Annotated in this window: 22 protein-coding genes; 13 read left to right on the plus strand and 9 right to left on the minus strand. The window is 56.1% G+C overall.

Annotation, left to right across the window (positions count from 1 at the left end; genetic code table 11):
* Positions 1-121: 121 nt before the first annotated feature.
* Complete coding sequence (locus AC3Y2E_RS27370; protein ID WP_379216113.1) at positions 122-691, minus strand: helix-turn-helix domain-containing protein; 570 nt, start codon at positions 689-691, stop codon at positions 122-124.
* 238 nt (positions 692-929) lie between these two features.
* Between AC3Y2E_RS27370 and AC3Y2E_RS27375 the strand changes: the two genes are divergently transcribed.
* Genes AC3Y2E_RS27375 through AC3Y2E_RS27385 form a run of 3 tightly spaced genes read left to right on the plus strand, consistent with a single transcriptional unit; the run spans position 930 to position 4,447 of the window.
* Entirely contained in the window at positions 930-1,892 is a 963-nt protein-coding gene (locus tag AC3Y2E_RS27375; RefSeq protein WP_379216115.1) for an AAA family ATPase, read from the plus strand.
* A 6-nt stretch (positions 1,893-1,898) separates the two neighbouring features.
* On the plus strand, positions 1,899-3,116 hold the full coding sequence (locus AC3Y2E_RS27380) for a DUF58 domain-containing protein (protein ID WP_379216117.1): 1,218 nt from the start codon (positions 1,899-1,901) through the stop codon (positions 3,114-3,116).
* Between the two features lie 5 nt (positions 3,117-3,121).
* Positions 3,122-4,447: a DUF4129 domain-containing protein gene (locus tag AC3Y2E_RS27385; RefSeq protein ID WP_379216119.1), complete on the plus strand. Its 1,326-nt coding sequence runs from the start codon at positions 3,122-3,124 to the stop codon at positions 4,445-4,447.
* 230 nt (positions 4,448-4,677) lie between these two features.
* On the opposite strand, the gene AC3Y2E_RS27390 is transcribed toward AC3Y2E_RS27385, so the two are convergent.
* The 5 genes from AC3Y2E_RS27390 to AC3Y2E_RS27410 form a co-directional block, all read right to left on the minus strand.
* Positions 4,678-5,037 carry an MmcQ/YjbR family DNA-binding protein gene (locus AC3Y2E_RS27390; RefSeq protein WP_379216121.1) on the minus strand — a complete coding sequence of 120 codons (360 nt, stop codon included), beginning with the start codon at positions 5,035-5,037 and terminating at the stop codon, positions 4,678-4,680.
* Between the two features lie 62 nt (positions 5,038-5,099).
* Complete coding sequence (locus tag AC3Y2E_RS27395) at positions 5,100-5,357, minus strand: hypothetical protein (protein WP_190930140.1); 258 nt, start codon at positions 5,355-5,357, stop codon at positions 5,100-5,102.
* Positions 5,358-5,415: 58 nt separating this feature from the next.
* Positions 5,416-6,618 carry a class I SAM-dependent methyltransferase gene (locus tag AC3Y2E_RS27400; protein WP_379216124.1) on the minus strand — a complete coding sequence of 401 codons (1,203 nt, stop codon included), beginning with the start codon at positions 6,616-6,618 and terminating at the stop codon, positions 5,416-5,418.
* 83 nt (positions 6,619-6,701) lie between these two features.
* Positions 6,702-7,817: a DUF4871 domain-containing protein gene (locus tag AC3Y2E_RS27405; RefSeq protein WP_379216126.1), complete on the minus strand. Its 1,116-nt coding sequence runs from the start codon at positions 7,815-7,817 to the stop codon at positions 6,702-6,704.
* On the minus strand, positions 7,814-8,356 hold the full coding sequence (locus AC3Y2E_RS27410) for an RNA polymerase sigma factor (RefSeq protein ID WP_379216128.1): 543 nt from the start codon (positions 8,354-8,356) through the stop codon (positions 7,814-7,816). Before AC3Y2E_RS27410 ends, AC3Y2E_RS27405 begins: the two co-directional genes overlap by 4 nt.
* 152 nt (positions 8,357-8,508) lie before the next feature.
* On the opposite strand from AC3Y2E_RS27410, the gene AC3Y2E_RS27415 reads away from it, so the two are divergent.
* The 3 genes from AC3Y2E_RS27415 to AC3Y2E_RS27425 all read left to right on the plus strand — a co-directional run bounded on the left by AC3Y2E_RS27415 (position 8,509) and on the right by AC3Y2E_RS27425 (position 11,810).
* Positions 8,509-9,465: a S66 peptidase family protein gene (locus tag AC3Y2E_RS27415; protein ID WP_379216130.1), complete on the plus strand. Its 957-nt coding sequence runs from the start codon at positions 8,509-8,511 to the stop codon at positions 9,463-9,465.
* Between the two features lie 61 nt (positions 9,466-9,526).
* Positions 9,527-10,360: a M23 family metallopeptidase gene (locus AC3Y2E_RS27420; protein WP_379216132.1), complete on the plus strand. Its 834-nt coding sequence runs from the start codon at positions 9,527-9,529 to the stop codon at positions 10,358-10,360.
* A 604-nt stretch (positions 10,361-10,964) separates the two neighbouring features.
* Positions 10,965-11,810, plus strand: a complete 846-nt coding sequence (locus AC3Y2E_RS27425) for a helix-turn-helix transcriptional regulator (protein WP_190930145.1) — start codon at positions 10,965-10,967, stop codon at positions 11,808-11,810.
* 106 nt (positions 11,811-11,916) lie between these two features.
* Here AC3Y2E_RS27425 and AC3Y2E_RS27430 read toward each other — a convergent pair whose 3' ends face one another.
* Together AC3Y2E_RS27430 and AC3Y2E_RS27435 are read right to left on the minus strand one after the other, a co-directional pair.
* Complete coding sequence (locus AC3Y2E_RS27430) at positions 11,917-12,522, minus strand: histidine phosphatase family protein (RefSeq protein ID WP_379216135.1); 606 nt, start codon at positions 12,520-12,522, stop codon at positions 11,917-11,919.
* Positions 12,523-12,659: 137 nt separating this feature from the next.
* Positions 12,660-13,163 carry a ferritin gene (locus AC3Y2E_RS27435; RefSeq protein WP_379216137.1) on the minus strand — a complete coding sequence of 168 codons (504 nt, stop codon included), beginning with the start codon at positions 13,161-13,163 and terminating at the stop codon, positions 12,660-12,662.
* Positions 13,164-13,771: 608 nt separating this feature from the next.
* Here AC3Y2E_RS27435 and AC3Y2E_RS27440 point away from each other — a divergent pair.
* From AC3Y2E_RS27440 to AC3Y2E_RS27450, 3 genes are read left to right on the plus strand one after another with little or no spacing between them, the layout of a single operon-like run.
* Positions 13,772-14,830, plus strand: coding sequence for an ABC transporter substrate-binding protein (locus AC3Y2E_RS27440; protein ID WP_379216139.1), 1,059 nt, complete (start codon positions 13,772-13,774; stop codon positions 14,828-14,830).
* 35 nt (positions 14,831-14,865) lie between these two features.
* The gene (locus AC3Y2E_RS27445; RefSeq protein ID WP_190930148.1) at positions 14,866-15,678 is read left to right on the plus strand and encodes an ABC transporter permease; all 813 of its coding nucleotides are present in this window, start codon (positions 14,866-14,868) and stop codon (positions 15,676-15,678) included.
* The gene (locus AC3Y2E_RS27450) at positions 15,678-16,424 is read left to right on the plus strand and encodes an ABC transporter ATP-binding protein (protein WP_379216142.1); all 747 of its coding nucleotides are present in this window, start codon (positions 15,678-15,680) and stop codon (positions 16,422-16,424) included. The genes AC3Y2E_RS27445 and AC3Y2E_RS27450 overlap by 1 nt, the downstream gene beginning before the upstream one ends.
* A 229-nt stretch (positions 16,425-16,653) precedes the next feature.
* On the opposite strand, the gene AC3Y2E_RS27455 is transcribed toward AC3Y2E_RS27450, so the two are convergent.
* On the minus strand, positions 16,654-17,511 hold the full coding sequence (locus AC3Y2E_RS27455; RefSeq protein ID WP_379216144.1) for a helix-turn-helix transcriptional regulator: 858 nt from the start codon (positions 17,509-17,511) through the stop codon (positions 16,654-16,656).
* A 296-nt stretch (positions 17,512-17,807) separates the two neighbouring features.
* On the opposite strand from AC3Y2E_RS27455, the gene AC3Y2E_RS27460 reads away from it, so the two are divergent.
* The 4 genes from AC3Y2E_RS27460 to AC3Y2E_RS27475 all read left to right on the plus strand — a co-directional run bounded on the left by AC3Y2E_RS27460 (position 17,808) and on the right by AC3Y2E_RS27475 (position 23,059).
* Positions 17,808-19,148, plus strand: coding sequence for an ABC transporter substrate-binding protein (locus AC3Y2E_RS27460; protein WP_379216146.1), 1,341 nt, complete (start codon positions 17,808-17,810; stop codon positions 19,146-19,148).
* A gap of 50 nt (positions 19,149-19,198) precedes the next feature.
* Entirely contained in the window at positions 19,199-21,166 is a 1,968-nt protein-coding gene (locus tag AC3Y2E_RS27465; protein WP_379216149.1) for a hypothetical protein, read from the plus strand.
* Positions 21,069-22,109, plus strand: a complete 1,041-nt coding sequence (locus tag AC3Y2E_RS27470; protein ID WP_379216151.1) for a hypothetical protein — start codon at positions 21,069-21,071, stop codon at positions 22,107-22,109. Before AC3Y2E_RS27465 ends, AC3Y2E_RS27470 begins: the two co-directional genes overlap by 98 nt.
* A 215-nt stretch (positions 22,110-22,324) precedes the next feature.
* Positions 22,325-23,059, plus strand: a complete 735-nt coding sequence (locus AC3Y2E_RS27475; RefSeq protein ID WP_379216222.1) for an EcsC family protein — start codon at positions 22,325-22,327, stop codon at positions 23,057-23,059.
* Positions 23,060-23,365 lie beyond the last annotated feature (306 nt).

Here is a 23,365-nt window from a genome sequence, read left to right on the forward strand (position 1 = left end):
AATATAAATTGAAGAACTTGTCTAACCTTATTAATTCCCCAAAAAGAAATACCCCCTATCCGCCGGGGATAGAGGGACACTTCATGTCGCAGCGCAGGCTCGACCTGGAGCGCTGCATGTTCTAGCCCCCATACTTCATCAAAATATGGAGGACGACGACTTCATCGGACTGATTGATATAAGAATGCGTGGTGTCTGCGCAAAAACGGATAGAATCGTATTGATGTAATAGGTGTGACTCCTGACCGACACGAATCGTGACCGTTCCCGACATGACGGTAACGATCTCCGTTGTACGGGGGTGATGTTTTTCCGGATCGTAGGAGCTATTCGGCTGGAGATAGGCTCGGCACATCTCCATTTCATCACTGGCATGATGGAAGATCGGTTCGATCACCCACGTCTTCTCTTCCCCGGCGATTCTTAACCCTTTCCCGGCTCTGGACACATTCACTCCGCTTTCTGCTGAAAATAAGGCCATGAGCGGGATCGCCAAGCTTTTTGAAATTTTCCACAACATGCCTATGGTCGGATTCGTTTCGCCTCGCTCAATATTGCCCAGCGTGAGCTTGCTCACCCCCGATAAGGCCGCTACATCGTCAAGACTGAGCTGCTTCTCTTTGCGAAGTCTTTTCAGCACCGCTCCTACCTGCAAAACCACTTGTTTCGGATCTTCAGATTCTATAGGCATGCTCTCTCCCCTTTGTCGTGCAATGGAAGCTGCAAAGTATATTATAGTTAGCTTGTTATCTATTATACTTCACTGAAGAGAAGCAAATAAACCCGACTCCCCCGTTATGCACCTCTTCACTCTTCAAGGTAACGGGCGGCCTGCTCGTACCTGTGGATTTCCTCCATAATCGCCATAGGCTCCATCCTGCTATTATGGTATGGTGAAGGTAGATTAGAAAAAGGAGTGTGCCCCTTTCATGAACCTGACCGACATTCGCCGGATGGCGCAAAACGTGAAACATAATATAAACAAAGTCATCGTCGGCAAGGAAGACGTCGTCGACCAACTGCTGATCGCCTTGATCGCCTCCGGCCATGTGCTGCTCGAAGATGTCCCCGGAACCGGCAAAACGCTGCTGGCCAAAGCAATGGCCAAATCGCTGCACTGCACCTGCAAGCGCATTCAGTTTACGCCCGATCTGCTCCCTTCCGATCTTAGCGGCATTAACTACTATAACCAGAAAGCAAGCGAGTTCCAGTTCCGTCCGGGTCCGGTATTTACGAATATTTTGCTGGCCGATGAAATCAACCGGGCAACACCGCGCACTCAATCCAGCCTGCTCGAATGTATGGAGGAGCGGCAGGTGAGCATCGACGGGGAGACCCGCACGCTGGACCGCCCGTTCATGGTAATTGCCACACAAAATCCGGTCGAAAACCAGGGGACGTTCCCGCTTCCGGAAGCCCAGCTCGACCGGTTTCTGCTAAAGGTGCGCATGGGGTATCCGTCGCGGGAGCAGGGCGTTGATATTTTGAAGCGGTTCAAGCAGGACAATCCGCTAGACTCGCTCGAAAGCGTTGCCGACGCCCGCGAACTGACGGCCGCTCAGCTCGCTTATTCGCAGGTCGCCGTCCACGACGATCTGCTCGATTATATGATGCACATCGTCGAACGGACGCGCAGCCACCCCGATATCGCCCTTGGCGTCAGCCCCCGCGGCAGCCAGTCGCTGCTGAAGGCGGTGCAGGTGCACGCGATCCTGCAAGACCGGGATTACGTCCTGCCCGACGATATTAAGGCGATGGCAAAGCCGGTGCTGGCCCACAGACTGCTGCTGCGACACGCGATCCGGTTAAAGGAAGATGCGGCTGACGCGATCATCGACCAGCTGCTGCGGGACACGCCGGTTCCGTCCGAGACGCTGGCGCGTAACGGGTAGTCCGGCATGAGCGTACATTGGCTGCTGATCATAACCGCCCTGATCGTGTTCGCGCAAGGCAAGGCGTACCAATGGTGGGGCTTTCGCCATGTCAGCTACAAGCGGTACTTCGACGTCCCCGCCTGTTTTCAAGGCGACGAGGTACAGCTTGTCGAGGTCATCTCCAACCGCAAGGCGATGCCGATGCCCTGGCTCCGGCTGGAATCGCTTATGCATGCAGGGCTCCGCTTCCAGAACCAGTCCAATCTGGACATCTCCAGCGGGGAACTGTTTCAGAACCATAAAAGCTTGTTCAGTCTTATGCCTTATACGCGAATTACGCGAAAACATAAGGTCCTCTGCCTGAAGCGCGGCTGCTACGACCTGCAAACCGCAACGATGACCAGCGGAGATTTGCTCGGAGTATTCGTCTCGTACCAGACGCTGTACTTCGATAAAGAAACGCGGCTGCTCGTCTATCCCGAGCCGATCCCTCTCGAAGACATCCCGCTGCCTTCCCACAGCTGGCAGGGCGATATTTCCGTGCGGCGCTGGGTCGTCGACGATCCGTTCCGGATCGCCGGGGTGCGCGAGTACCGGTACGGGGACACGATGAATACGATCAATTGGAGCGCCACGGCCCGCACCGGCCGTCTGCAGGTACATCAGCGCGACTATACAGCCGACCACCGGATCATGATCTATCTGAATTTCGAAATTACCGAAACGATGTGGGGCGCGGTTACCGAGCCCGAACGGATCGAGAAAGGGATCTCGTATGCGGCCGCGCTCGCCGAGATGTGTATCGGCCGGGGCATCGACACCGGATTCGGCTGCAACGGCTGCGTAATCGATCAGCCCAAGGAACCGGTCCGTATTCCTCCGTCGGGAGGAGACGCTCACCTGGCCGGTCTGTACGAGACGATGGCCATGCTGCTTATCGAGCGAACGACAGGCTTCGCGGAATTTATCGAGTACGACCTGCTTCAGGGCACATCGAATACGGACTTTATCGTTATCACTTCTTATATCAGCGAAAAGATGGAGCGGCAGTTCGAACGCCTTCGCTACAATGGCAACGCCGTACAAGTGGTAATGCTGGAGGAGGAAGGTCCTGCCCGGCAGAACGGCAGCGCGCAGCAAGCCGGACAAGATTCGTCCGCCGGCTCCGGTCCGTCCCCCGGGAGCACTGCGGCTGCGCCGGCGGCACCGGCCTCGGAGCCGGCTCATACGAAAGGGGCTTGAGTGCGATGCGGCATCTGAAAAACCTGACTCTCGCCTGGCTCCAAGGGCTGGCCGAGCTGCTGCTTTATTTCCCGGTATTCGCGGCCGTATACGTGATCGTGCCGCGTTTCGCCCTCTCTGTACCGGAATGGCTGGCTGTCATCTCCGTTATGTATGCGCTCGGCTATGCCTTTCACTATATGCTTCGGTCGGTATGGCAGCTGCTGGCGTGGATCGGCTCCGTTGCGGTTCCCGCCGTATGCGCCTGGCAGATCGGCGGTTCGCCGCTGATGATCGCCGTCAGCTTCCTAAGTTTCGCCGCTGCCTGGATTCGCGGCAGACAGAACCGGCTGCGCGGCTGGGACCGCTCGTTCAGCACCGGCGTCTGGTGGATCGGAATGATCGGTTATTTTATCGCTTCGTTCGTCTATCCGCGTCTTGACGAAACCGCTCCGTTCTCGCCCTGGATCACGGGCTTCGGCATTGTGGCGCTGGCTCTTACGCTGTACCGGACGAACAGTTCCACGCTCGACAAAGAATCCCAGAGCCGGGAAGGCGCACCGATTGCAGGCGAGACGAGATGGCGCAACCGTGCGCTGCTGTTCGGATTGTTCGCCCTGATCCTGCTTCTCGCGTCTTTCCGGACGCTCGCCGCGGCTGCCGCCCAGGCGGGGGCGGCGCTGTTCGGCGGAGCTATCGCCCTTCTGCTTCAGTTGCTTAATATGCTCCGCCCGGAAGAGGCCGAACGGTCCAATCCGCCGCCGCAGCCGCTTGATCTCAGCCAGTTGTTCGGCGAATCCGAGCCTTCCGCTCTCGCCCTTTTCCTGCAGAAGGTGATGTACATCGTCGTGGCGCTGATCATGCTGGCGGCCGCCATCTGGCTTCTGTATCTCCTCGTCAAACACGGAAAGCGGTGGCTTCACCGGTTTATGGGGTGGTACGGGGAACGTCTGGAAAGCTCCGACGCCGGCTACGTCGACGAGAAGCAGTCGCTTCTGGACAGCAGGGAGTGGGCGCGTGAACGCGCCGATGCATGGAAGCGCCGGTTCACCGGCTGGTTCGGCAAGGAACCCGGCTGGGAAGATCTGACGGACAACCGCGAGCGGGTGCGCCATGCTTTCAAGCGTCTCCTCCTCGGCCGGATCTCCGGAGGGTATAAGCATCACGATGCGCGGACCCCTCGCGAGACCGGGCGCGAACTCATCCGGCGCAGCCCGCTGCGCCCGGACGAAGAAACCGCGCTGCGTCTGTATGAGGAGGTCCGATATGGCAGCAAAGACGTAAGCGACGAACAGGCTGCCGAAGTCAAGACGCTGTTCGGAGCCGGAAGCCGGAACAAGCCGCGTAAATGACTCGGCGGCGGTTCGGTTCATCCGTCCCCAGCACATATCAAATCCCCCTCCGTCGCCACGTGTGGCTGCAAAGGGGGATTCGATAATGAGTCTAAGGGTCATTCGTCTTGGAAAGAGGCTTCGTTCAGAAGCTTGTCTTAGCGGGCGGAACAGGGTGATGTTCAGGTGCAGGTGGCGTTTGTTCCGGAATGCCTCTCCGATTCGAAAAGGTTGGGGTCATGCCGGCCGGCCTATGGCCGGCTCCAGTCCTGATCGTACTGAGCTACAAGCTTTTTGGGCGCGGTCAGCCGCCAAGCCCGTTCCACCTGCTCCCGCAGCTCGTCCGCCCCTACTGCTGACAGACGCACCAAAATGTACGGATACCCTTTATAATGATCGGTTATATAATAAATGTCGGGGTAAGCTTGAAGCAGGAAGTCTTGCGTTTCAAAATCCGTTTTGAGAACAAGCGTCTCTCCGTCCTCGCGAATTCTCGAGAAAAACTTCCCCCGGACGCGCAATGAAGCCGTTCCGTAGGTGGTCCCTTCCTCTACCTCCGGCAATCGCAGCGCAATCGCCCGAACACGATCGAATAAAGCCGGACCGGTCATCGGCTACCCCTTCCCTCTTTACGAAATCCCGCTGATCAGTCGGCCTTCCCGAACTCCCGCGGTTATCCGTTCGAATGCGACGATTTGCGGAAGATGAGCAGATGCAGAAGCGCCGCAGCAATGGACAAGCCGGCGCAGTACATGTTCACCTCTTGCGGACTTAGCGTCTTCCACCAGACGACCACCTGAACCAGCTGGCCCGTCGGGGTCAGCACCAGCCACAAAAATAAACATGCTGCGATCAGCAGCGGCTGAAACAATTTGGACCACGTCCAAGTCCGTCTCTTCATCTCCGTGCCGTTCGTTGGTTTTGTTTCCACTCCATATCCTCCTAACGAGCCAATATCCAGGCGCACATTAGGCTCTCCCGTTATATTCCTATTGTTCTCTCTCTGTTTCATTCGTAAACTGCGGGCCGAGCAGATCCGACAGCGCCCGTTCCAAATAAGGAGAAATGCCGAGCGACTGCGCATAAGCCCGATAAGCCGCCGCTCCCGCCGGATCAGGCGTTCCTGCCGAATCGCCTTCCTTCACGGCCCGGATGAGCAAATTTTTGGGCGTATGCTCCATATCGATAAATTCCAGCACCTGCGTCCGGTAGCCGACCAGCTCGAGCAGTTGCGCCCGTGCCGCGTCGGTAACCAGCGAAGCGAACCGTTCCTTCAGGATGCCGTGCTTCAGCAGCGGCGCCAGCGCCTCGCTCCGCACTTGGCTGAACAGCTCGTGCTGGCAGCACGGGACGGACAGGATCACTTGGGCTCCCCAACGGACCGCCTTCTCCAGGGCGGCGTCGGTAGCCGTATCGCACGCGTGCAGCGTCACGACCATGTCGACCTCTTCGAATCCTTCATACCGGCTTATATCGCCGACCAGGAACCGGAGCCGGTCATAGCCCAGCCTTACAGCCAGCTCGCTGCAATGGCGGATGACGTCCTCCTTCAGATCGAGGCCGACAACTTGCAGATCCAGCTTGCGGATTTCATCGAGGTAGTGATACATAGCGAACGTCAGATATGACTTGCCGCAGCCGAAATCGACGATCCGCACCGTCCGGCCTTGCGGCAAATGCTCCGCCACGTCGTCGATCATCTCGAGAAACCGGTTAATTTGCCGGAACTTGTCGTACTTCGCCGCGATCACTTTGCCCTGGGCGTTCATGACGCCGAGCTCGATGAGAAAAGGAACCGGCGTCCCTTCCTCCAGCACGTAACGCTTCTTCCGGTTATGTGACAGTTCCGCTTCAGGCTTGGTCGCCTTTTTCTTCAGAATGGTGGCTTCGCCCTTTTTGTTTAGCAAAATATGATAGTCCGCTTCGCTAGTCTGCAGCAGCGCCTGCTTGTAGTGAGCGCGCAGCAGCTGCTCCGCCCGGCCGGCCGCCTGATCGGCCGCCACGTTCTCGTGCAGCACCTTCGTTCCTACATAAAGAGCAAACTGGTAGTGAAGCTTGCCTTTGAGCAGTACCGGCTTGATCTTTACTTTGTCGGCCGGAGCGTCTGCCCCCTTCTTCGGTCCGCTGAGCACCGCTTGTGTCCACGAACCGGCTTCCGCTGACCCCCGCAGAATTTCCGTTAACGCATCCATAGGTTCCCCCTGCTAGTTTCCATTCCTAAGGAAGCTATTCGCTTCGGGAACCATTATACTGCAAAAAGGGTACGGAAAGGAAATCAGAACGCCCCGCTCCCGCCGGCTGCCGCTTTCACCTCGACGACGACACTGCCGTGCAGCCGGTCTCCAATGAACGCCATAAGGCGCCACAAGCCCGGTTCCGGCAGCGACATCATCGTAGGCGCTGCAGCATCCGCTCCGTTCAGCGGGGAACCGGCAGACTCACCTTCGAACACGTCTACGACCCGGTTCGAATCCTTGCGTACGGCAACAATCCGAAGCCTGCCCTCCAGCTCGCTCTTGCCCCCCCAGAAGTGCCACATATACTTGTTCGCTTGACCTGCCCTAAAACCAGGGTCAATAAAACCCAGCCTTCCCTTCACTCCGTGCAGGTCGTAGGCACCGCTTCGGAATACCGGACTCACCTGCCATGGTGCATCGGGCACATCGAACACGACATCGGCATACGGCTCCCCGTCCATAAATACGACGAACGACCATACTCCCGATACGGGCAGGGCAAACCTCGTAGAGATCCGGGTAAAATCGTCGTACGCCCTTCCCGCCTCCGATACTTTCATCTCCGCCAGCTCCGTTATTCGGGTTCCAGTTTCGCGATTCACCCCCTCGATGCGAATCATGCGATCCTTCAACTGGTCGAACGGCGTGTAGAAGTTCCACCAGCTGCCGGCAGGCGTTCCGGCGGCATAATCTCCACCCGGAAACACCTCCAATACTTTGACGTTCTTTACGGTATAAAGGTTTCTCGTTTTCCTGTTATTGCCATTATTTTCACGAGGCGTTCCTCTTCCCTCCGGGTTACCGCCGACTCCTCCTTGAATCGTTCGATCTTGTCCCGTAAAGATCGGAGACCATTCCACCGTGCGCATCAGCACGAGCGCCAGCAACACGCCGGCAACCGTTACGGCTGCCGCCAGAGCCAGCGGATTGCGGCGCCGGAGGTACCCGCGTTCCCGTTCCAACCGCACCCGGCCGAGCACCTGCTCCTTTTGCTGCGCGTTCAGCCCTTCCCCGAAGTAAGGCGTCCGCTTCAGCCCCGCGTACCAAGCCGGCTTCGTCTCTGCCGCCCGCCTCCGTTCCTTTTCCCGTTCCTCCATGCCCCTCTGCTTCTGCCGATTGCCTTCGTGACGATCCTCGCTGTTGTTGCCTGTCATCGCGGTTCCTCCTCCTTCAGCTTCCGTTCCACCTTCGCCCTTGCGCGATGCAGGCGGGACTTTACCGTTCCTTCCGACAAATCAAGCAGCTCCGCAATCTCGTTGTTGGACAGCTCGTAATGCGCATCCAGAACCAGAACCTCCCGGTATTTCGCCGGCAGGCCGAGCACCGTTTCCCATAAACTTCGCTCCGCCTGCCGGTCCATCATAACCGACTCCGCGGAACGGGAAGTGCCTTGCGGGGAAAACAATCCGAACAGCGTCACCTTGCGGACGAACGCGGAGCGCAAATAATTAATCGCCGTCCGGCGTGTAATGCCGAGCAGCCAAGTTTTGACCGAGCATTCTCCCCGGAACGCGAATCGATGACGGTACGCTTTCCAGAACACGTCCTGCGTAATATCGTCCGCCGCATCCCACCGCTTCGTTATGAAACAGGCGTACCTCCATACGTCGTCCCCGTACGCCTCCATCCAATCCTGGATTAGCGACTCGGGATCGCCGCTTTGGATCACATGCCGCACATCTTCGTGGCTCAAACCGGAATCACCTCACCCATATAGACAACGCATCCCGCTCAAAGTTCCAACCGGTGCGAAATTTTTGCCGAGCAGCCCGACGTTCTGTCTGCAGGCGGTTGATCATACGCTTATTAAATGATAGCGAGTTCGACATACTGGGGGACTGGGTTATGGCAATCAGGCCGCCGATCTTGAGAGCGGGCGATACGATCGGCATCGTAACGCTCGGAAGCCCGCTCGCGGCAAGCGTCATCGACAGCAGAATCGAAACGCTGCAAAGCCTCGGGTTTCAAATTGCGATGGGCAGGCATGTGTACGACGCCGACGGCTTCCTGGCCGGAACGGACCGCGAGCGAGCGGACGATCTGATGGCGATGTTTCTGGACCCGAAGGTACGGATGATTTTGCCGACCCGGGGCGGGGTGGGCGTCGCCGGAATTTTGCCTTATCTCGATTTTCGGGCGATCGCGGAGCATCCGAAAATTTTATCCGGTTACAGCGATATTACGGTGTTGTCCAACGCTTTATATCAATTCTCCAATCTGATCGGGTTTCAGAGCTTGATGCTGATTAATTTTAGCACGAGCACGCCCGCCTATAACTACAATCAGTTTTTCACGGCCACCTCCACCGTAACGTCCCCGAGACTCATCGGGAATCCGCCGGGCATGCCGCTCGCGAGCCTCGTCCCCGGCAATGTGACAGGCCCGATCGTCGGAGGCAATCTGACTTCTTTTACCGACACGCTCGGTACGCCCTATGAATTCGATACGCTAGGCAAAATATTGGTGCTGGAGGAAACAGCCGAGCCGATCAATAAAGTATACCGGATGCTCAACCGGCTGAAGCTAGCCGGGAAATTGGACGACTGCATCGGCATCGTCATGGGACAATGCACCGATTGTACCGCCGCCTATGGGGTCACTTACCAGGACTTGATCCGGGAAGTGCTCGTCCCGCTCGGCAAACCGCTGATGACGAATCTGGCGACGGCTCACGGGACGTACAAAGCCGCGATTCCGCTAGGCGCACGGGCGAATTTGAACACGGCGGCCAATACGTTTACGATCCTCGAGCCGACCGTCTCCATAGAGGCGTCAGGACCAACTGCCAATACTTTCTACTAAAAATAGGTTGCAGATTCCTTTAAGATGGTACTAATCCGTCAAAAGGAGTTGAACAGCCAAGATGAAATCCAAAATCGGCGTATTACCCGGCATCGTGCTGGGACTATCGCTATTCGGTTCCTCGGTTCAGGCAGCCACGCACACCGTACAGCCGGGCGATACGCTGTGGAAGGTTGCAACCGCTCACAACATCACGGTCCAGCAGCTGACGAGTCTGAACCCTTCAACCGGAGAGATGCTGTACCCGGGTCAAACGCTTCAAGTACCGGATGATGCGAATACGTATACCGTCCGGACGGGGGACACGTTCTGGAAAATCGCCGCAGCCTACGGATTGCCGACCTCATCTCTCATTCGCGCCAATCCTCATATATCGAATCCGGACATGCTGAATATCGGAGACAAGCTCCGTATTCCTGCTGCGCCCTCCGCCTATCTGAACGGGTATTTCCCGCTTAAGGCCGGTACGTACACTCCGTATGTAAACAATTATGCCGAGGTGCGCACCTGGTCTCCGACAGGCGAGGAAATCCGACCGCATGAGGGCGTCGATATTTTCGCAGACAAAGGCACGCCCGTCTACGCAGCCGCAGACGGCACGATTATCAATTACGGCTGGAACCAGTACGGCGGCTGGCGCCTGACGGTACGGACCGACGATTCCACCGCGTTTTATTATGCGCACCTCTCCGGTTATGCCGAAGGGATGGCCAAGGGCGGCACAGTCAAAAAAGGCCAGTTGATCGGCTACGTCGGCAGCACCGGATACGGTCCGGAAGGAACCGAAGGAAAGTTTCTCCCTCATCTGCATTTCGGCATCTATAAAACCAACGTCTCGCCGTGGAAAACGGTGGACCCTTATGCGTATTTGACTTGGTGGGAACTGCAGCGGTAATTGCTTCTTGCTGCTCGGGGATAACGAAGTGTGCCTTGCGATGTAAAAAGGTACGGGACGCTTGAGGCGGGTCGGTCGGGTGACGATTTTGCGTGTTTCGTAGCACTTCTACGATTCATATAGAAAGAGAGAGCTTCGCGGCTGATGCAGCTGCGGAGTTTTTTTACGATTCAGAACTGATTTATATTCGCTAAAGCGTTAAGGCGAACCGGGACATTCTGAAGTAAGAAAACCTGCCTCTTACCGGGACTTTCCCAGTTATGGTGTAATACACGGTTATTTTCACTACTATTTTTAAAATGTGTACTTAAATTCCCGAATCGACTACCAATTTGTTACATTTTTCCCTTGTTTCAAATTTTAACTTTCCTTTTAAATCAAGGTTTTCTGGGTTATCAATAGGAAGATCGTTTTTTAAGCGGCCGGCGGGGATCGGAACCGCCAGGGAATCGTTCGGGGAAGAGCGCAAGCTCCCTGCTCCCTGGCCACGTATAACACTCTATTGTTATGGCCTAATGGACAAGTTAAAATAAGACTAGCTTGCATTCCCGGATGATAACACAATATTGCTTTACCACCCTACTGAACAGGAGAGTCTTGACAGATGAGGCGCCAGTACAATTTGCCTACTTTAGCGGAACCGCCGTTTTTTTGTTTGCCGGAATCAGTCGGCTGGTATTCGGACTGGCCGGAACATTTGGTGAACCGCAGCTATGGGGCGCTCGATAATTTCAGCATCCATTTGATCACGGCGGGCAAAGGAACGGTCGAGCTGGATGGCGATTCGATCACGCTTCAGCCCGGAGACGCCTTCCTCTACTTCCCGCTTATGCAGCAGCGGTATTATTCGAGCCAGGACGAGCCATGGGACGTACGCTGGGTACACTTCTACGGCGGGCCGAAGCTGGTTGAATATATGACCGAGCACGGCTTCCGGCGCACGACGCTGTGGACGGTCAAATCGTGGAAGGAGCTGCTTCCGCTCTTTCATGCGCTGCTTGAGGAAGCGGAGACGCATTCGTTCCTGCATCTGGCTACGCTGTCCTCGATGACGTATACGATTTTGACGGAGTTTATGAGCCGGGCGGAGCCTTTTACCGGCGGCAAGCCAGCCGACACGTCGGACCGGCTGGCCCGGCTGCTGCCGGCGATCCGCAGCCGGGCCAGCGAGCCGTTCGTCCTGGAGGAATGGGCGGAGAAGGCCGGCGTTAGTACGTATTACTTTTGCAAGCTGTTCCGCAAAACGATGCAGATGACGCCGCTCGACTTCGTCACCCTATGCCGGCTCCAGCACGCCAAGCAGCTGCTGCTCGAACGCAGCGACTGGCCGGTGAAACAGGTCGCGCTGGAGGTCGGTTACACGAACCCGAGCTACTTCAACAAACGGTTTATGGAGCAGGAGAAGATGACGCCGCTCGAATACCGGCGCATCCGGCTGGGGCGGGACTAGCGCGCTCCGCTTGTTGGAGCCGCTTGCACGGCTGGTTCTTGGCGCAGGCGGCTCTGCCGAGCTCTTTTCAAACACTGTGTCCACTGGGGGTGCCGGTATTGTCAGTTTAACCAATGTTGCTGGAACCGCCGCTAAGAGTAGAGTCCCCCCACAATCTGTTTACCTGTACCAGCTTCTGATTGTCAAATTCCAATCGATATACGTCCGGTTTAGAGGTTTGAAGCAGAAAATCGAAGTCGTACTGGGGGTCATAAAACGCCATCATTAGCGTCATGACGGCTCCGTGGGTGCCGACCGCTATTTTCTGTCCCCGGTAGAGCTGTAATATTTTTTTCAAAACCGATATAGCCCGGGTCTGACACTCCGCATTGGACTCCCCGCCCTCTAAGGAAAAATTCGGATCGGCAAACGACTTCTCCACCAAAGGGAACAGGTCCGCATCCGGCATTCGGTTTTCTTCGTTCAGAAAGATTCTTTCTTTGAGGTCCTCAAAAACTATGATTTTTTGCCGGGAGTGCCGGGCTAACTCCTGCAAAGTTAAGATTGCCCGCCGGTACGGACTTGAAACGAAAACCCCGATCCCCTCGTCTTTTAATAATTCCGTTATTCGATCCGCATCCGCCCTTCCTTTCTCCGTCAACCCTCTTGTTCTTTCGGTTCCTTCCGTCTTCGGCGATTCGCCGTGCCTGACCATGTAAATGAACGTGTTCATCGTGTCCCCCTCATATGTCCGGGTCAATAATTGACGCCTCGGGATAGCGCCTTACCACAACAATAAGGCCCGACCGGAGGTCGAACCTTGTTGTTGTATCTGTGTATCGATACGAGAAGTACGGGCCGCCCAGCCGATTAAGCCTCCGGCGTAAACGTACGCTTGGCAAGCTCGGCATCAAGCATATAAAACGCATTGCTGTCCTTGTCGATCCGGCGCAGCTTCTGGATGATGCTGTCGAAGGTTGCTTCTTCCTCGACCTGCTCGTCGATGAACCATTTCAGGAAATTGATTGTCGCGTGCTCGCGCTCGTTCCAGGCGATGTCGGACAAATCGTAGATGCGGCGGGTTACCGTCTGCTCGTGTTCGTAGGCTTGGTCGAACGCGTCCAGCAGCGAGCCGTATTCGTTGGACGGGTCCGACATTCCGCTTACGACGGCGCGTTTGCCGAGCGTATTGATGAAGTGGAAAATTTTCATGGCATGGAACTTCTCTTCCTCGGCTTGTACGATGAAAAAGTTCGCGAATCCGTCGAAGCTTTCCGCCGAACAGTAGGCGGCCATCGCCAGATACACCTGAGAAGAGTAAAACTCGTAGTTCATTTGATCGTTCAGCTTGTCTAATAACGCTTGGCTCAGCATCGCGCTCACTTCTCCTTCTTATGCCGGTTGGGCAAGCATGGTATTCCTTTACATTATAGCGATAATCGGGAGCCGGATACAAACTTCGCTCGGTCCAGTTCTGCTCCTTCGCGCGAAGTATGTCGGATTGAGTCCCGGCTGCGGCTCTTGGGCTGCATTGAAGTCCTCTCTCTAACGGACACCACAGCAGCTTAGACGTCGAATTTGCCCATTTCCGCGCTGTAACGGTCACCAGAGCCGCTTAGACACAAAATATCCGCTACAATCAGCCGCCAGCGCCACATTAACGGCTCTCATGTCCGTTAGTTAGCCCGCCCCCCATCTTTTTCCGTTCTAAGCGGCTCCCATGTCCGTTAGCTGGCCCGCCCCCCTGCTTTTGCCCTCTAAGCGGCCCCCATGTCCGTTCCCCGCTGCCTCGTCTGCTGCGCCCCTGCAATACTGTGGCTCCCTGTACCGCTACAACGCTACACTACTGCCGCTGCCGCCCCCGGCTCCCGCTTGCAATTTCCAAAACAAAAAATGTCTTGACGTCCTCTCCATATATTCCTATAATAAAACCTATTAAAACGGTAGGAATTGTTTATATTGTGGGGGAGCTGAGATGAGATATGATGAAACGGTACTTTAAGGTACGGACTTTGGCGATATTCGCCCTGGCCGTCCTGATGATTGTGGCAACGGCGTGCGGAACGAAACCGGAAGCGGGCGGAGACAAGACACAAGGCGGAGCGGGCGGCGATGCCAAAAAAGAAACGAAGGCGCTGACGGTCGGTTACTTGAACGTCATGGACGACGCGCAAGCCATGCTTGCTTACGACGCCAAGCTGTATGAGAAGTACGGGCTGCAAGTCAAGCTGCAAGCGTTCGAAAGCGGCACCGACTTGATTAAAGCGATGGTGGGCGGCCAAGTCGACGCGGGCGTGCTCGGATTCACGAATGCGGTCACCTGGGCTTCGAAGGGCGCCGGTCTGAAAGTCGTCGCAGGTGCACAGATGGGCTTCCACAGTATTCTCGTCCGCAACGATTCCGGCATCAAGACGGTAGAAGACCTAAAAGGCCGTAAGCTTGCTTCCCAGAAGCAGGGCAGCACCGCGGATATCGTCCTGAACGGCGTAACGCTCGCCCAGGCGAAACTGACGAACAAAGATTTGCAGATGGTATACGCCGAGCCGGCCCAAGCGATCCAGTCGCTCGCCGGAGGTGCGGTAGACGCGGCGTTCGTATTCGAGCCTTACTCCCGGATGGCGCAACTGACGTCCCCGGTAACCCAAATTTACGAGATCGGCAAAGTATGGCCGTTCCCTTGCATGGTCGTCATCACCACCGACGATCAATTGAAAAAAGACCGCGACGCGGTTAACCGGATGCTCGACGCCCAGAAAGAAGCGATCGAGATGCTGCAGAAAGATCCGCAAAAAGCGGCTGATTTCATTACGAAACGCTTCATCGAAGGCGATTCGTTCAAAACGGCTAAAGGTGATGTGAAGGCGACTACCGTCATTAAAGAATCGATCGAGTCGCAAACGTTCAACTGGGATATTACGCCGGACCACATCAAAACGATGCAGCAAATCGCCGATCTGATGATCGACCAAAAAGCGCTCGACAAGCCGGTGAAGGTCGAAGACATTCTCGATCTGTCCTGGCAGCAGCAGCTCAAAAAGTAAGCTTGATCCATTTCTTTACGTGAGGAGACCGCCAGGTGAATTCGACAACCGATAAACCGAAACGGTCCGCGAAAACGACCGCTGTGCGCAAGGTGCTGCCCTATTTAGCTGCGATAGGCAGCCTTCTTGCCTTATGGCAAGTTTCTTCGTGGATCCTGAACAAACCATTTCTGCTGCCTGGGGTGCCCGAAGTATTCGGGCGGCTGCTCCGCAGCTTCTCGAACACCGACTTTATGAGCGGTGTGGCCGACAGTATGATTCGTCTCGGCGTCGCCTTTCCGACCGCTTGTCTTCTCGGGGCGGTCCTCGGGCTACTGGCCGGCGTCTCCCACAGCTTCGCCGTTTATTTGCGCGGAATTATTTCGATTTTGCAAGCCATACCGCCGATCACGTGGGTACCGTTCTTCGCGATCCTGCTTGGTTACGGCAACGCTACGATCATTACCGTCATCATTATCGCCAGCTTTTTCCCGATGGCGCTCTCCATGTTGAATGCTACCGAAGGCATCAACAAGACGCACCTGGAGCTGGCCCGCGTGCTCGGAGCTTCAAGAGGACAGTTGATCACGAAAGTGTTCACTCCCGAGTCGTTCCCCGCATTCATTACAGGCGCTCAAGTGGCCTTCGGCAACGCCTGGCGTTCGCTGATCGCCGCGGAGATGGTCGGCGGAGCGATGTCCGGTCTCGGCTATTACTCCAGGTGGCGCGGCGAGGTCGCCGATATGAGCGGCGTCCTGATGAGTATCGTAGCAATCGGCACGATCGCAGCCGTGCTGGACCACCTTGTGCTGGAAAAGCTGAAGCGCAGACTGCTTCGCTACCGCTACATGACGGGAGGCGATAACTGATGCAGACGATCCAGATCGATCGGGTCAGCAAAAAGTTCGGGCAGCTCGAAGTGTTGTCCGACATCAATTTTACAATTGAAAAAGGCGAGTTCGCAGCAATCGTCGGCCCATCCGGCTGCGGCAAAAGCACTGTCCTGCGGATGATCGCAGGGCTGGAGACGGCCTCGGAAGGCCAAGTGCTGGCGAACGGCCAGCGTATCAAGAAGCCGGACCCGCAGCGCGTCCTGATCTTCCAGGAGCACGCCCTGTATCCGTGGAGAACGGTCGAGGACAATGTCGGCTTCGGCCTCGAGCTGGCCAAGGTGCCGGCCAAAGAACGCCGCATTCGCGTCAACGAAGTGCTCGAGAAGGTCGGCTTAAGCGGCTTCCAGTCGTATTACCCGTCCCAGCTGTCCGGCGGCATGAAGCAGCGGGTATCGATTGCCCGCGCCCTCGTGCTGAACCCGGAGGTGCTGCTGCTTGACGAGCCGTACGGCGCGCTGGACGCGATCACCCGGCTCACGATGCAGAACGAGCTGATCAAGCTGTGGAGAGGTTCGGGGATGACCGTGCTGCTCATTACGCACGATATCGACGAAGCCGTCTATCTGGCCGATACGATTTATGTCATGAGTCCCCGTCCGGGACGCATTACCGAGAAATTCCAGACCGCGATGCTGCGTCCCCGCGACCGCAACAGCTCGGAGTTCGTCAAGCTGCGCCACCAGATTATGGACAGCCTGGACATCGGTACGTATAGCATCTAACCAACTTGCGTCCGGCATGAAGAAAGCGACTGCTCCGCGATGAACGCGCGGCCGAAAAAGCAGCCTTTCGTTCGGCAACTCATGCAGGACAGCCATCACAAACAAAGCTCAGCCCAGACCGTCCGCATGGACGCCAAGGCTGAGCTTTTTGCTATTGACCCGAAAGCGGCAGCGGCTTCTTCACCCGCCCGACCGCCGCGCCGCATCTCATGATAACCTCCTTTGCCGTCTAATGATACCGGTACTGCTTCGGAGTCATCCCCATTCTCTTCTTGAATATGTAGCAAAAGTAGTTGAAATTCGGCCATCCCGACTTCTCGCCGATCTCCTGTACGGAGCGGGTCGTCGTCTTCAGCAGGATGCATGCCTGCTTCATTCTGCGCTCGGTCAGCCATTCGATAATCGTCTTGCCCGTTACTTTGCGGAACAGCTGGGAGACGTGGTTCGGAGACAAATGAACCGCCTGCGCCAGGACGTCCAGCTCGAACTCCTTATCGTAATTTTCTTCGATCCATTTCATCACTCCGGACACGGCCGGGGCCGCCGCATACGCCGGTTGTTTCGCTCCGCCGTCGCTTTTCCATAACGGATACAAGTAATGAAGGATCGAGACGAGCATAAGCGTCCTGCCCTCCAGCCGGTTAGGGGAAGGATGCAGTTGAAGCCGGTCGTTGCTCTCGGTCAGAAACTTCCCGAACTGCTCGTGCTGCGGCAATTGCTGAACCTGAACGACCGAAGGGTCGCTGCACAAACGGTCATGAAATTGATACAGGTGAGGAAACGCTTTCAAATACTCGGAGATATATCCCGTTTCGTATTTTAGCAACGAGCGCACGTACGGCTGGGTGGAGCTGATCTGCATCTGCAAATAATGAGGCTGATACGGTTTAATAAACAACAACGTTCCGGGCTGAACATCGTATGTGCCGTGCTCGAAAATCAGCTTCCCTTCCCCGTTATGGATGAAAATGATCTCGATCCCCGGATGGAAGTGGAACAGCTGCTTGAAATTATGCGAGACGTCCTTCCCAACTTCAAGCACAATCGGATTGCGTGCCAGATAAGAACAATGTTCGAAAATCAACATAATTCCTCCATAGGAACACAAAAGTGATTTATTGACATTTTATCATAATAGATCGCAACTTTCCTCCATTTGATTATGGTACTTTTGGATTGCGCAGCTGCATGAATCTGATCCCGTTCCTGACGGACGAAGCCGACGGCATGCAGCGCTCATGAAAGCGATAAAAGCACCTAACCAACAGGGAGGTTGTTCACGTAATGTCACAAAGAGGCCAGAATGCATACTCAAATACGGATACCGTCCTAACCCCGGCCCCACTTGAAAGCGCAATCAAAAGCAAAAGCATTAACACACCCATGCTCCACCGTATACGGCAAAAAGCAAAGCTCCCCTTCCTGCTCGCTCTCGTCGGCTCCGTCGCAGCCGCCTGCTCGGGCGGCAGCACCGGAACCGGCACCGGTCAAAGCCCGGGAACCGATGACTCCAAACCGGCGGTCAAAAACACCGATCCGATCGAGCTCGTCTTTTACTCCACCTCGGGCGACTTCGACAACGAAGGCTTTATGAACATGTTCGGCAAAAAAATTAAAGAAAAGTTCCCTCACATTACGCCGAAGTTTATCCCCCGTACGGCGGGAGTGACGATCCCGAATATGGTGACCGCCGGGGAAACGCTCGATATTTTGTACTTCTCCAGCGGACAGACGAACGAACTGCTCGATGTGCAGCTGCAATACGACATCTCCGATCTGATCAAGCAAAACAAATACGATCTCGGACGGCTCGAGCCAACCACGGTTGATATTCAAAGACTGATCGCGGGCGGCGGCATCTACGGCTTGCCGGTATTCAACAATACGATCACGATGTTCTACAACAAAGATCTGTTCGACAAGTTCGGTGTCTCGTACCCGAAGGACGGAATGACATGGGATGCCGTCTACGATCTGTCCAAGCAGATGGCGCGTACGGACGGCGATACGAAATATCAGGGGTTCACCTTGTCAATGTCGCACAATATGCTCGTCAACCAGTTCTCCATTCCGTATACGGATAAGCAAAACAAGGTGAACTTTACTTCCGACGAGTTCAGGAAGATGTTCGACATGTGGACGCGGTTTTATCATCTTCCCGGCAACGAAGTTACCAAACAGACGGTCAGCTACGGCGTACAGGTCGACAAGTTCGATAAGGAGAAGTCGACTGCCATCTACCTCGGGCTGGCGGCGCTCGGACCGGCCCGCTTCAAGGACAATTTCAACTGGGACGTCGCCTCGTTCCCCGAGTGGAAAGAAAAGCCGGGCATCGGGCCGCAGCCGTATCCGAGCTACTTCTACGTCACGAATACGAGCAAACATAAGGAGCAGGCATTCGACGTCATCGCCTGGCTGACCTCGGACGAATTCCAGCGCCACCTCGCCCGCAACGGTCTGTTCCCGACGCTGACCAACCGGGACGTGATGAAAGATTTCGGCCAGGACGTCCCGTATTTGAAAACAAAAAACTTCAACAGCTTTATGCCCAAAACGTTCGCTTCTCCGGCGATGCCGTCCAAATTCGTCTCGATCGGGGCCAAACATTTGACGACAGCCTTCAACAGCGTGTCGCTGAAAGAAAAAGACATCAATACAGCGCTGCGCGAAGCCGAAGAAGCGGCCAACAAAGAAATTCAGACCAAGCTGTCCGGAAGCAAGTAACCGGCTGACCGGAGCTTCCTATTCTTTAGCAGATACGGAGGTTGATGATCTTGAGCAGTCACGATACGACCGACAACGAGCGGGAAACCGGCAATGCCCGGCTGTCCAGGCGCAAAATGCTTGCCATTCTGGGGACGACCGGCGCGGCGCTTGCCGCCGGTTCCACCGCGGTGTGGGCCACTTCTCATCAGGCAGGGAGCGGGAATATGCAGGTGACCTTACTCGAGCTTAGCAGCGTGCCGGATCTCGAAGAAAATCAGATCGTCAGGACGACGGGGTATTACGCCGCAGGCGACGGCGGCGGCGCCGAATACATCATCAGGACCGCCCAGCTGCCTGAGGACGGCGGAAGCGTGATCAATCTGGTGAACGGCCTTCAGGCGCACCTGCTGCCGGTCCCCAGCGTCAACTATGCCCTGTTCGGGGCCAAGGGAGACGGCGTCGGCGACGATGGCGTCCCGATCAAGAAGGCTCATGCTTATGCGAACAGCGCCAAGCTTCCGGTCATCCAGCTGTCGGGCGAATTCTGGATCAAAGAAACGAACCTGATCCCGATCCAAACGAACGTCCAATGGGGACAGACGATTTTCCATATCGACGAGAGCTATAACGTTCGGGACAAACAGCGGTTCCTCATTTCGAGTGCCAAGCTGCAGCAGACGATCTCACTCGGCGCCGCAGAGAAAGCCGCGCTGCTCTCCAAGCTGAAACCGGGCACGACGATCATCTCCGAGCTGGCGGCCTACAAAAACTGTCTCGTCATCGTCGCCGACAGCAACGACCGGATCGGCATCCGCGCCGGATATGCGGGCAATACGGGCTGGGCCAAGGAAGAGCTGTTCGTTGTGGAGGAGCACGGGCGCATCATCGGCGATATCGCCTGGACGTTCCAAAACTATACGAGCCTGACCGCCTACCCCTGTGATGACAGCTATCTCGTCGTCGAGGGAGGAACCTTTTACTTGTCGGGCAATAATCCGGGGCAAAATCAGGGGTATTGGAACAATGGTTTCTCCATCCGGCGCAGCCGGACGATCATCCGCAACCAGTGGGTCGGGCTCGAGCCGGGACAGACCGACGTCTCCCTCGACCCGCGCAACGGCTTCTACACGTTCACCAACTCCTACGACGTTACCTTGGAGAACGTCCGGCTCCTTCCGTGGGAAAAAGACCGGCCCGGCACGACCCATGACGTCCCGCAGGGCACCTACGGAATCGGCGGCAGCCGGGTGCTGAACGCTACTTTCCGGAATGTGACGGCCGAGGGCAGCACGATCCATTGGGGTGTTTTCGGCACGAATCTGTTCAAGAACTTTCGTGTGGAAAATTGCCGGCTTAACCGGATCGACGTCCATTTCCACTGCTGGAACTTGTACGTGCGCGATTCGGAGATCGGCTTTCACGGCTTTACGCTTACCGGCGGCGGAGATTTATTCGTCGAGAATACGAAGCGGTTCGGCAACGACTTCCTGTCGTTCCGCCAGGATTACGGGGCCAAGTGGGACGGCCATATCCGGATTTCCAACTGCCGGCTCGTGGTCACGAATCCGAACAGCGAGGCGAGGGCGCTGAACTTCTCCCCCTCCGACTTCGACTACAAATATCCGATCGGCTACGGACAATCGATCCGGGTCCATAACTTCGTGTTCGACTTCGTCGCGAATCCCGCGGGAACGGGCGTATGCCGGATCATGAAAACGGCCGCTTTCTCCGTTACGAGCCAGGGGCAGAGGCTGTTTTTCCCGCAGCACATCGAGTTTGCGGGGGTTACCGTTACAGGCCGGGATAAGGGCGTACGGATCATGGAGATCCCGAATCCACTGAGCTACGATGTGCGCAAGGCAGGAGGATACGACGATCAGCAGGTGCGAACGAACTGTTATATGCGGTTCGAGAACATTCAGTGCGAGAAGACCCCCGGTGCAAACGTCTCAATCGGTGTCCCATGTCAACTTTTTACTGGGCGGACTCGGCAACGCCGCTTATGCCGACGAACGGGCTTTGTATCCGAAAATTGAAATGGTCAATTGCGGCGATCTGTTCGTGCATTTTAAAGGCGCTTCCGCCGACGTCCGCATTACGGGCTGCAGAGTGAATAGTATCGACGCTTACGAAGGCGGACCGATGCGGGGACGAATCGTCTTCGATTCCTGCGACGTCCAGGCCGACGTGATCGAAGACAACAAAAGCTTCTTTTATCTCTCGACCCAGCATGGGGTGACGTTTCTGAACTGCACGATTCATCCGCCGATCGTCGACGGTACGCCGAGACCGGACCTGCTCGCCCGCTGCGAATTTATCGACGTCAACAACAAGCTGCAATATTCTCATCTGAATACGCGACTGTCAAAGTCCTTGCACGACTACTTCACAACCGCGGGCACCCCGGTCTTGCCGGAATACATCGAGATGCTGAGAAGCCACCATGAAAAGGACAGCATCTGGATGGCCAGACGCAAAGGAGCTACGGCCGACCGGCCTTCGGCGGATAAGTTTCAATCCGAGACCGGATATACGTATTACGACACGGACCTTGGCGGAACGATCGTCTGGAACGGCACCGCTTGGGCGCTTCCGGCAAAAGTGACGGAAACGTGCCATTATTACGGCGCCGGCATCGCCTCAACTCCGGCAGGCGGAACGGCTTTGAAGCGCGCCGAGGGGCATCCGACCCAGGAGCAGCTGATGCCTCGGGCGGGCCAGTTGACCGCGTGCATCTCGCACATCGCCCCGGGGAGCACAACCGCCATCACCTTTGACATCTGGAAAAACGGCCAGCTGTGGATCTCCGGAATTGCGGCAGCCGGAAGTGCCGGGGAGACACATTCGCTCCCGCTTCCCTCTGCCGCGGACCCGTCCTTTGCCGCGAACGACAGGCTCGGCGTCCGGGTTCATCAGCCGGCCTCGGCGGCGTACAGCGGGACGATCGATCTTCTTGTTACTTTGTCGGACGCTTTGTGACGGACTGGCGTTATCTCAAGTAGGATTAGAGTCATGCAATCACTTGCTGCCCCATTCCTGAAGCTTAACCGGCTGCATCCCACGGATGCGCCGGTTAAGCCTTTTGGAGTTTTCCGCCCCGGACGCGACCGATTCGGCTTCGTTACGTATGAAGTACCAACGGGGAAGGAATACTCTGACCGTACATGAACCGAAAGCGAGGCAACACCATGTCTATGATCTCATACGAGGATTCGATCCGCGTGCGGCTCGCCGATTGGGAGCGGGGATTGCTGAAGCAGCCGGGTCTGCTGGAGCGAACGTCCAAGTCGATTCAGACGAAAATCAACGATAAAATTCCTGCCAAAATACATGCCGCCCTGACGACCGCAGTAAAAGGCATTTTCCGCACCGTCCTGTTCACGCTCGATTATGTGCCCAAAAGCTTGCCGCAAACGGGACTGACCTTGCAGCAGCGGGACGAGAAGGCGGTTGAAGTCGTCAATATGTACAAAAAGATCGCCGCTGCCGAAGGAGCGGGAACCGGAGCGGGCGGATTCGCCCTCGGGCTCGTCGATTTCCCCGCGCTGATCGCGATTAAGATGAAATGCCTGTTCGAGCTCGCTCATCTGTACGGCTACTCGACCCGCGACTACAGGGAGCGGCTGTTCCTGCTGTACGTGTTCCAGCTCGCCTTCTCGGGACGCGATCACAAGGTGCGAGTGTACCGGATCGTGCGCAACTGGGATGAAGTGGCGCTGCAATATCCGGAAGGCGAGCATTCGCTGCAAATCGTCGATTGGGAAAAGCTGCAGCAGGAATACCGGGACGCCATCGACTTCAGGAAGATGCTCCAGCTTGTGCCGGGCATCGGCGCTATCGTCGGAGCGTGGGCCAACTACGGTCTGCTTGAGGAACTGGGACAAACCGCGATCAACTGCTTCCGGCTCAGACTGCTGCACGGCGGCTAAAGGCAGGCCCGCCCAGCTTGACTTCCTCTTTCCAGGCTTCCCGCTGCGGGAGGCCTTGTACAATTTCAGAGCTTATCCTATGGGATGTGAAAGCGTTGCAGCGGCCAACACCCCTTTCAAGCCGCATCTTAAGCTCTGAATATGTACTAGGCCTTTTCCCCTCTATTCAGCCCCGCCGATTTCCGCTATGCTGGGTAATGATTGATTGACGAGGCTGTCGATTTACTAAGAACTCGGGAGTGGAAAGGAAAAGAATTCCTTCCGGTGAGTGTTGGCTTTAAACTCCAACAAACCGATACTAGCGCA

Source organism: Paenibacillus sp. MAH-35, assembly GCF_058135425.1.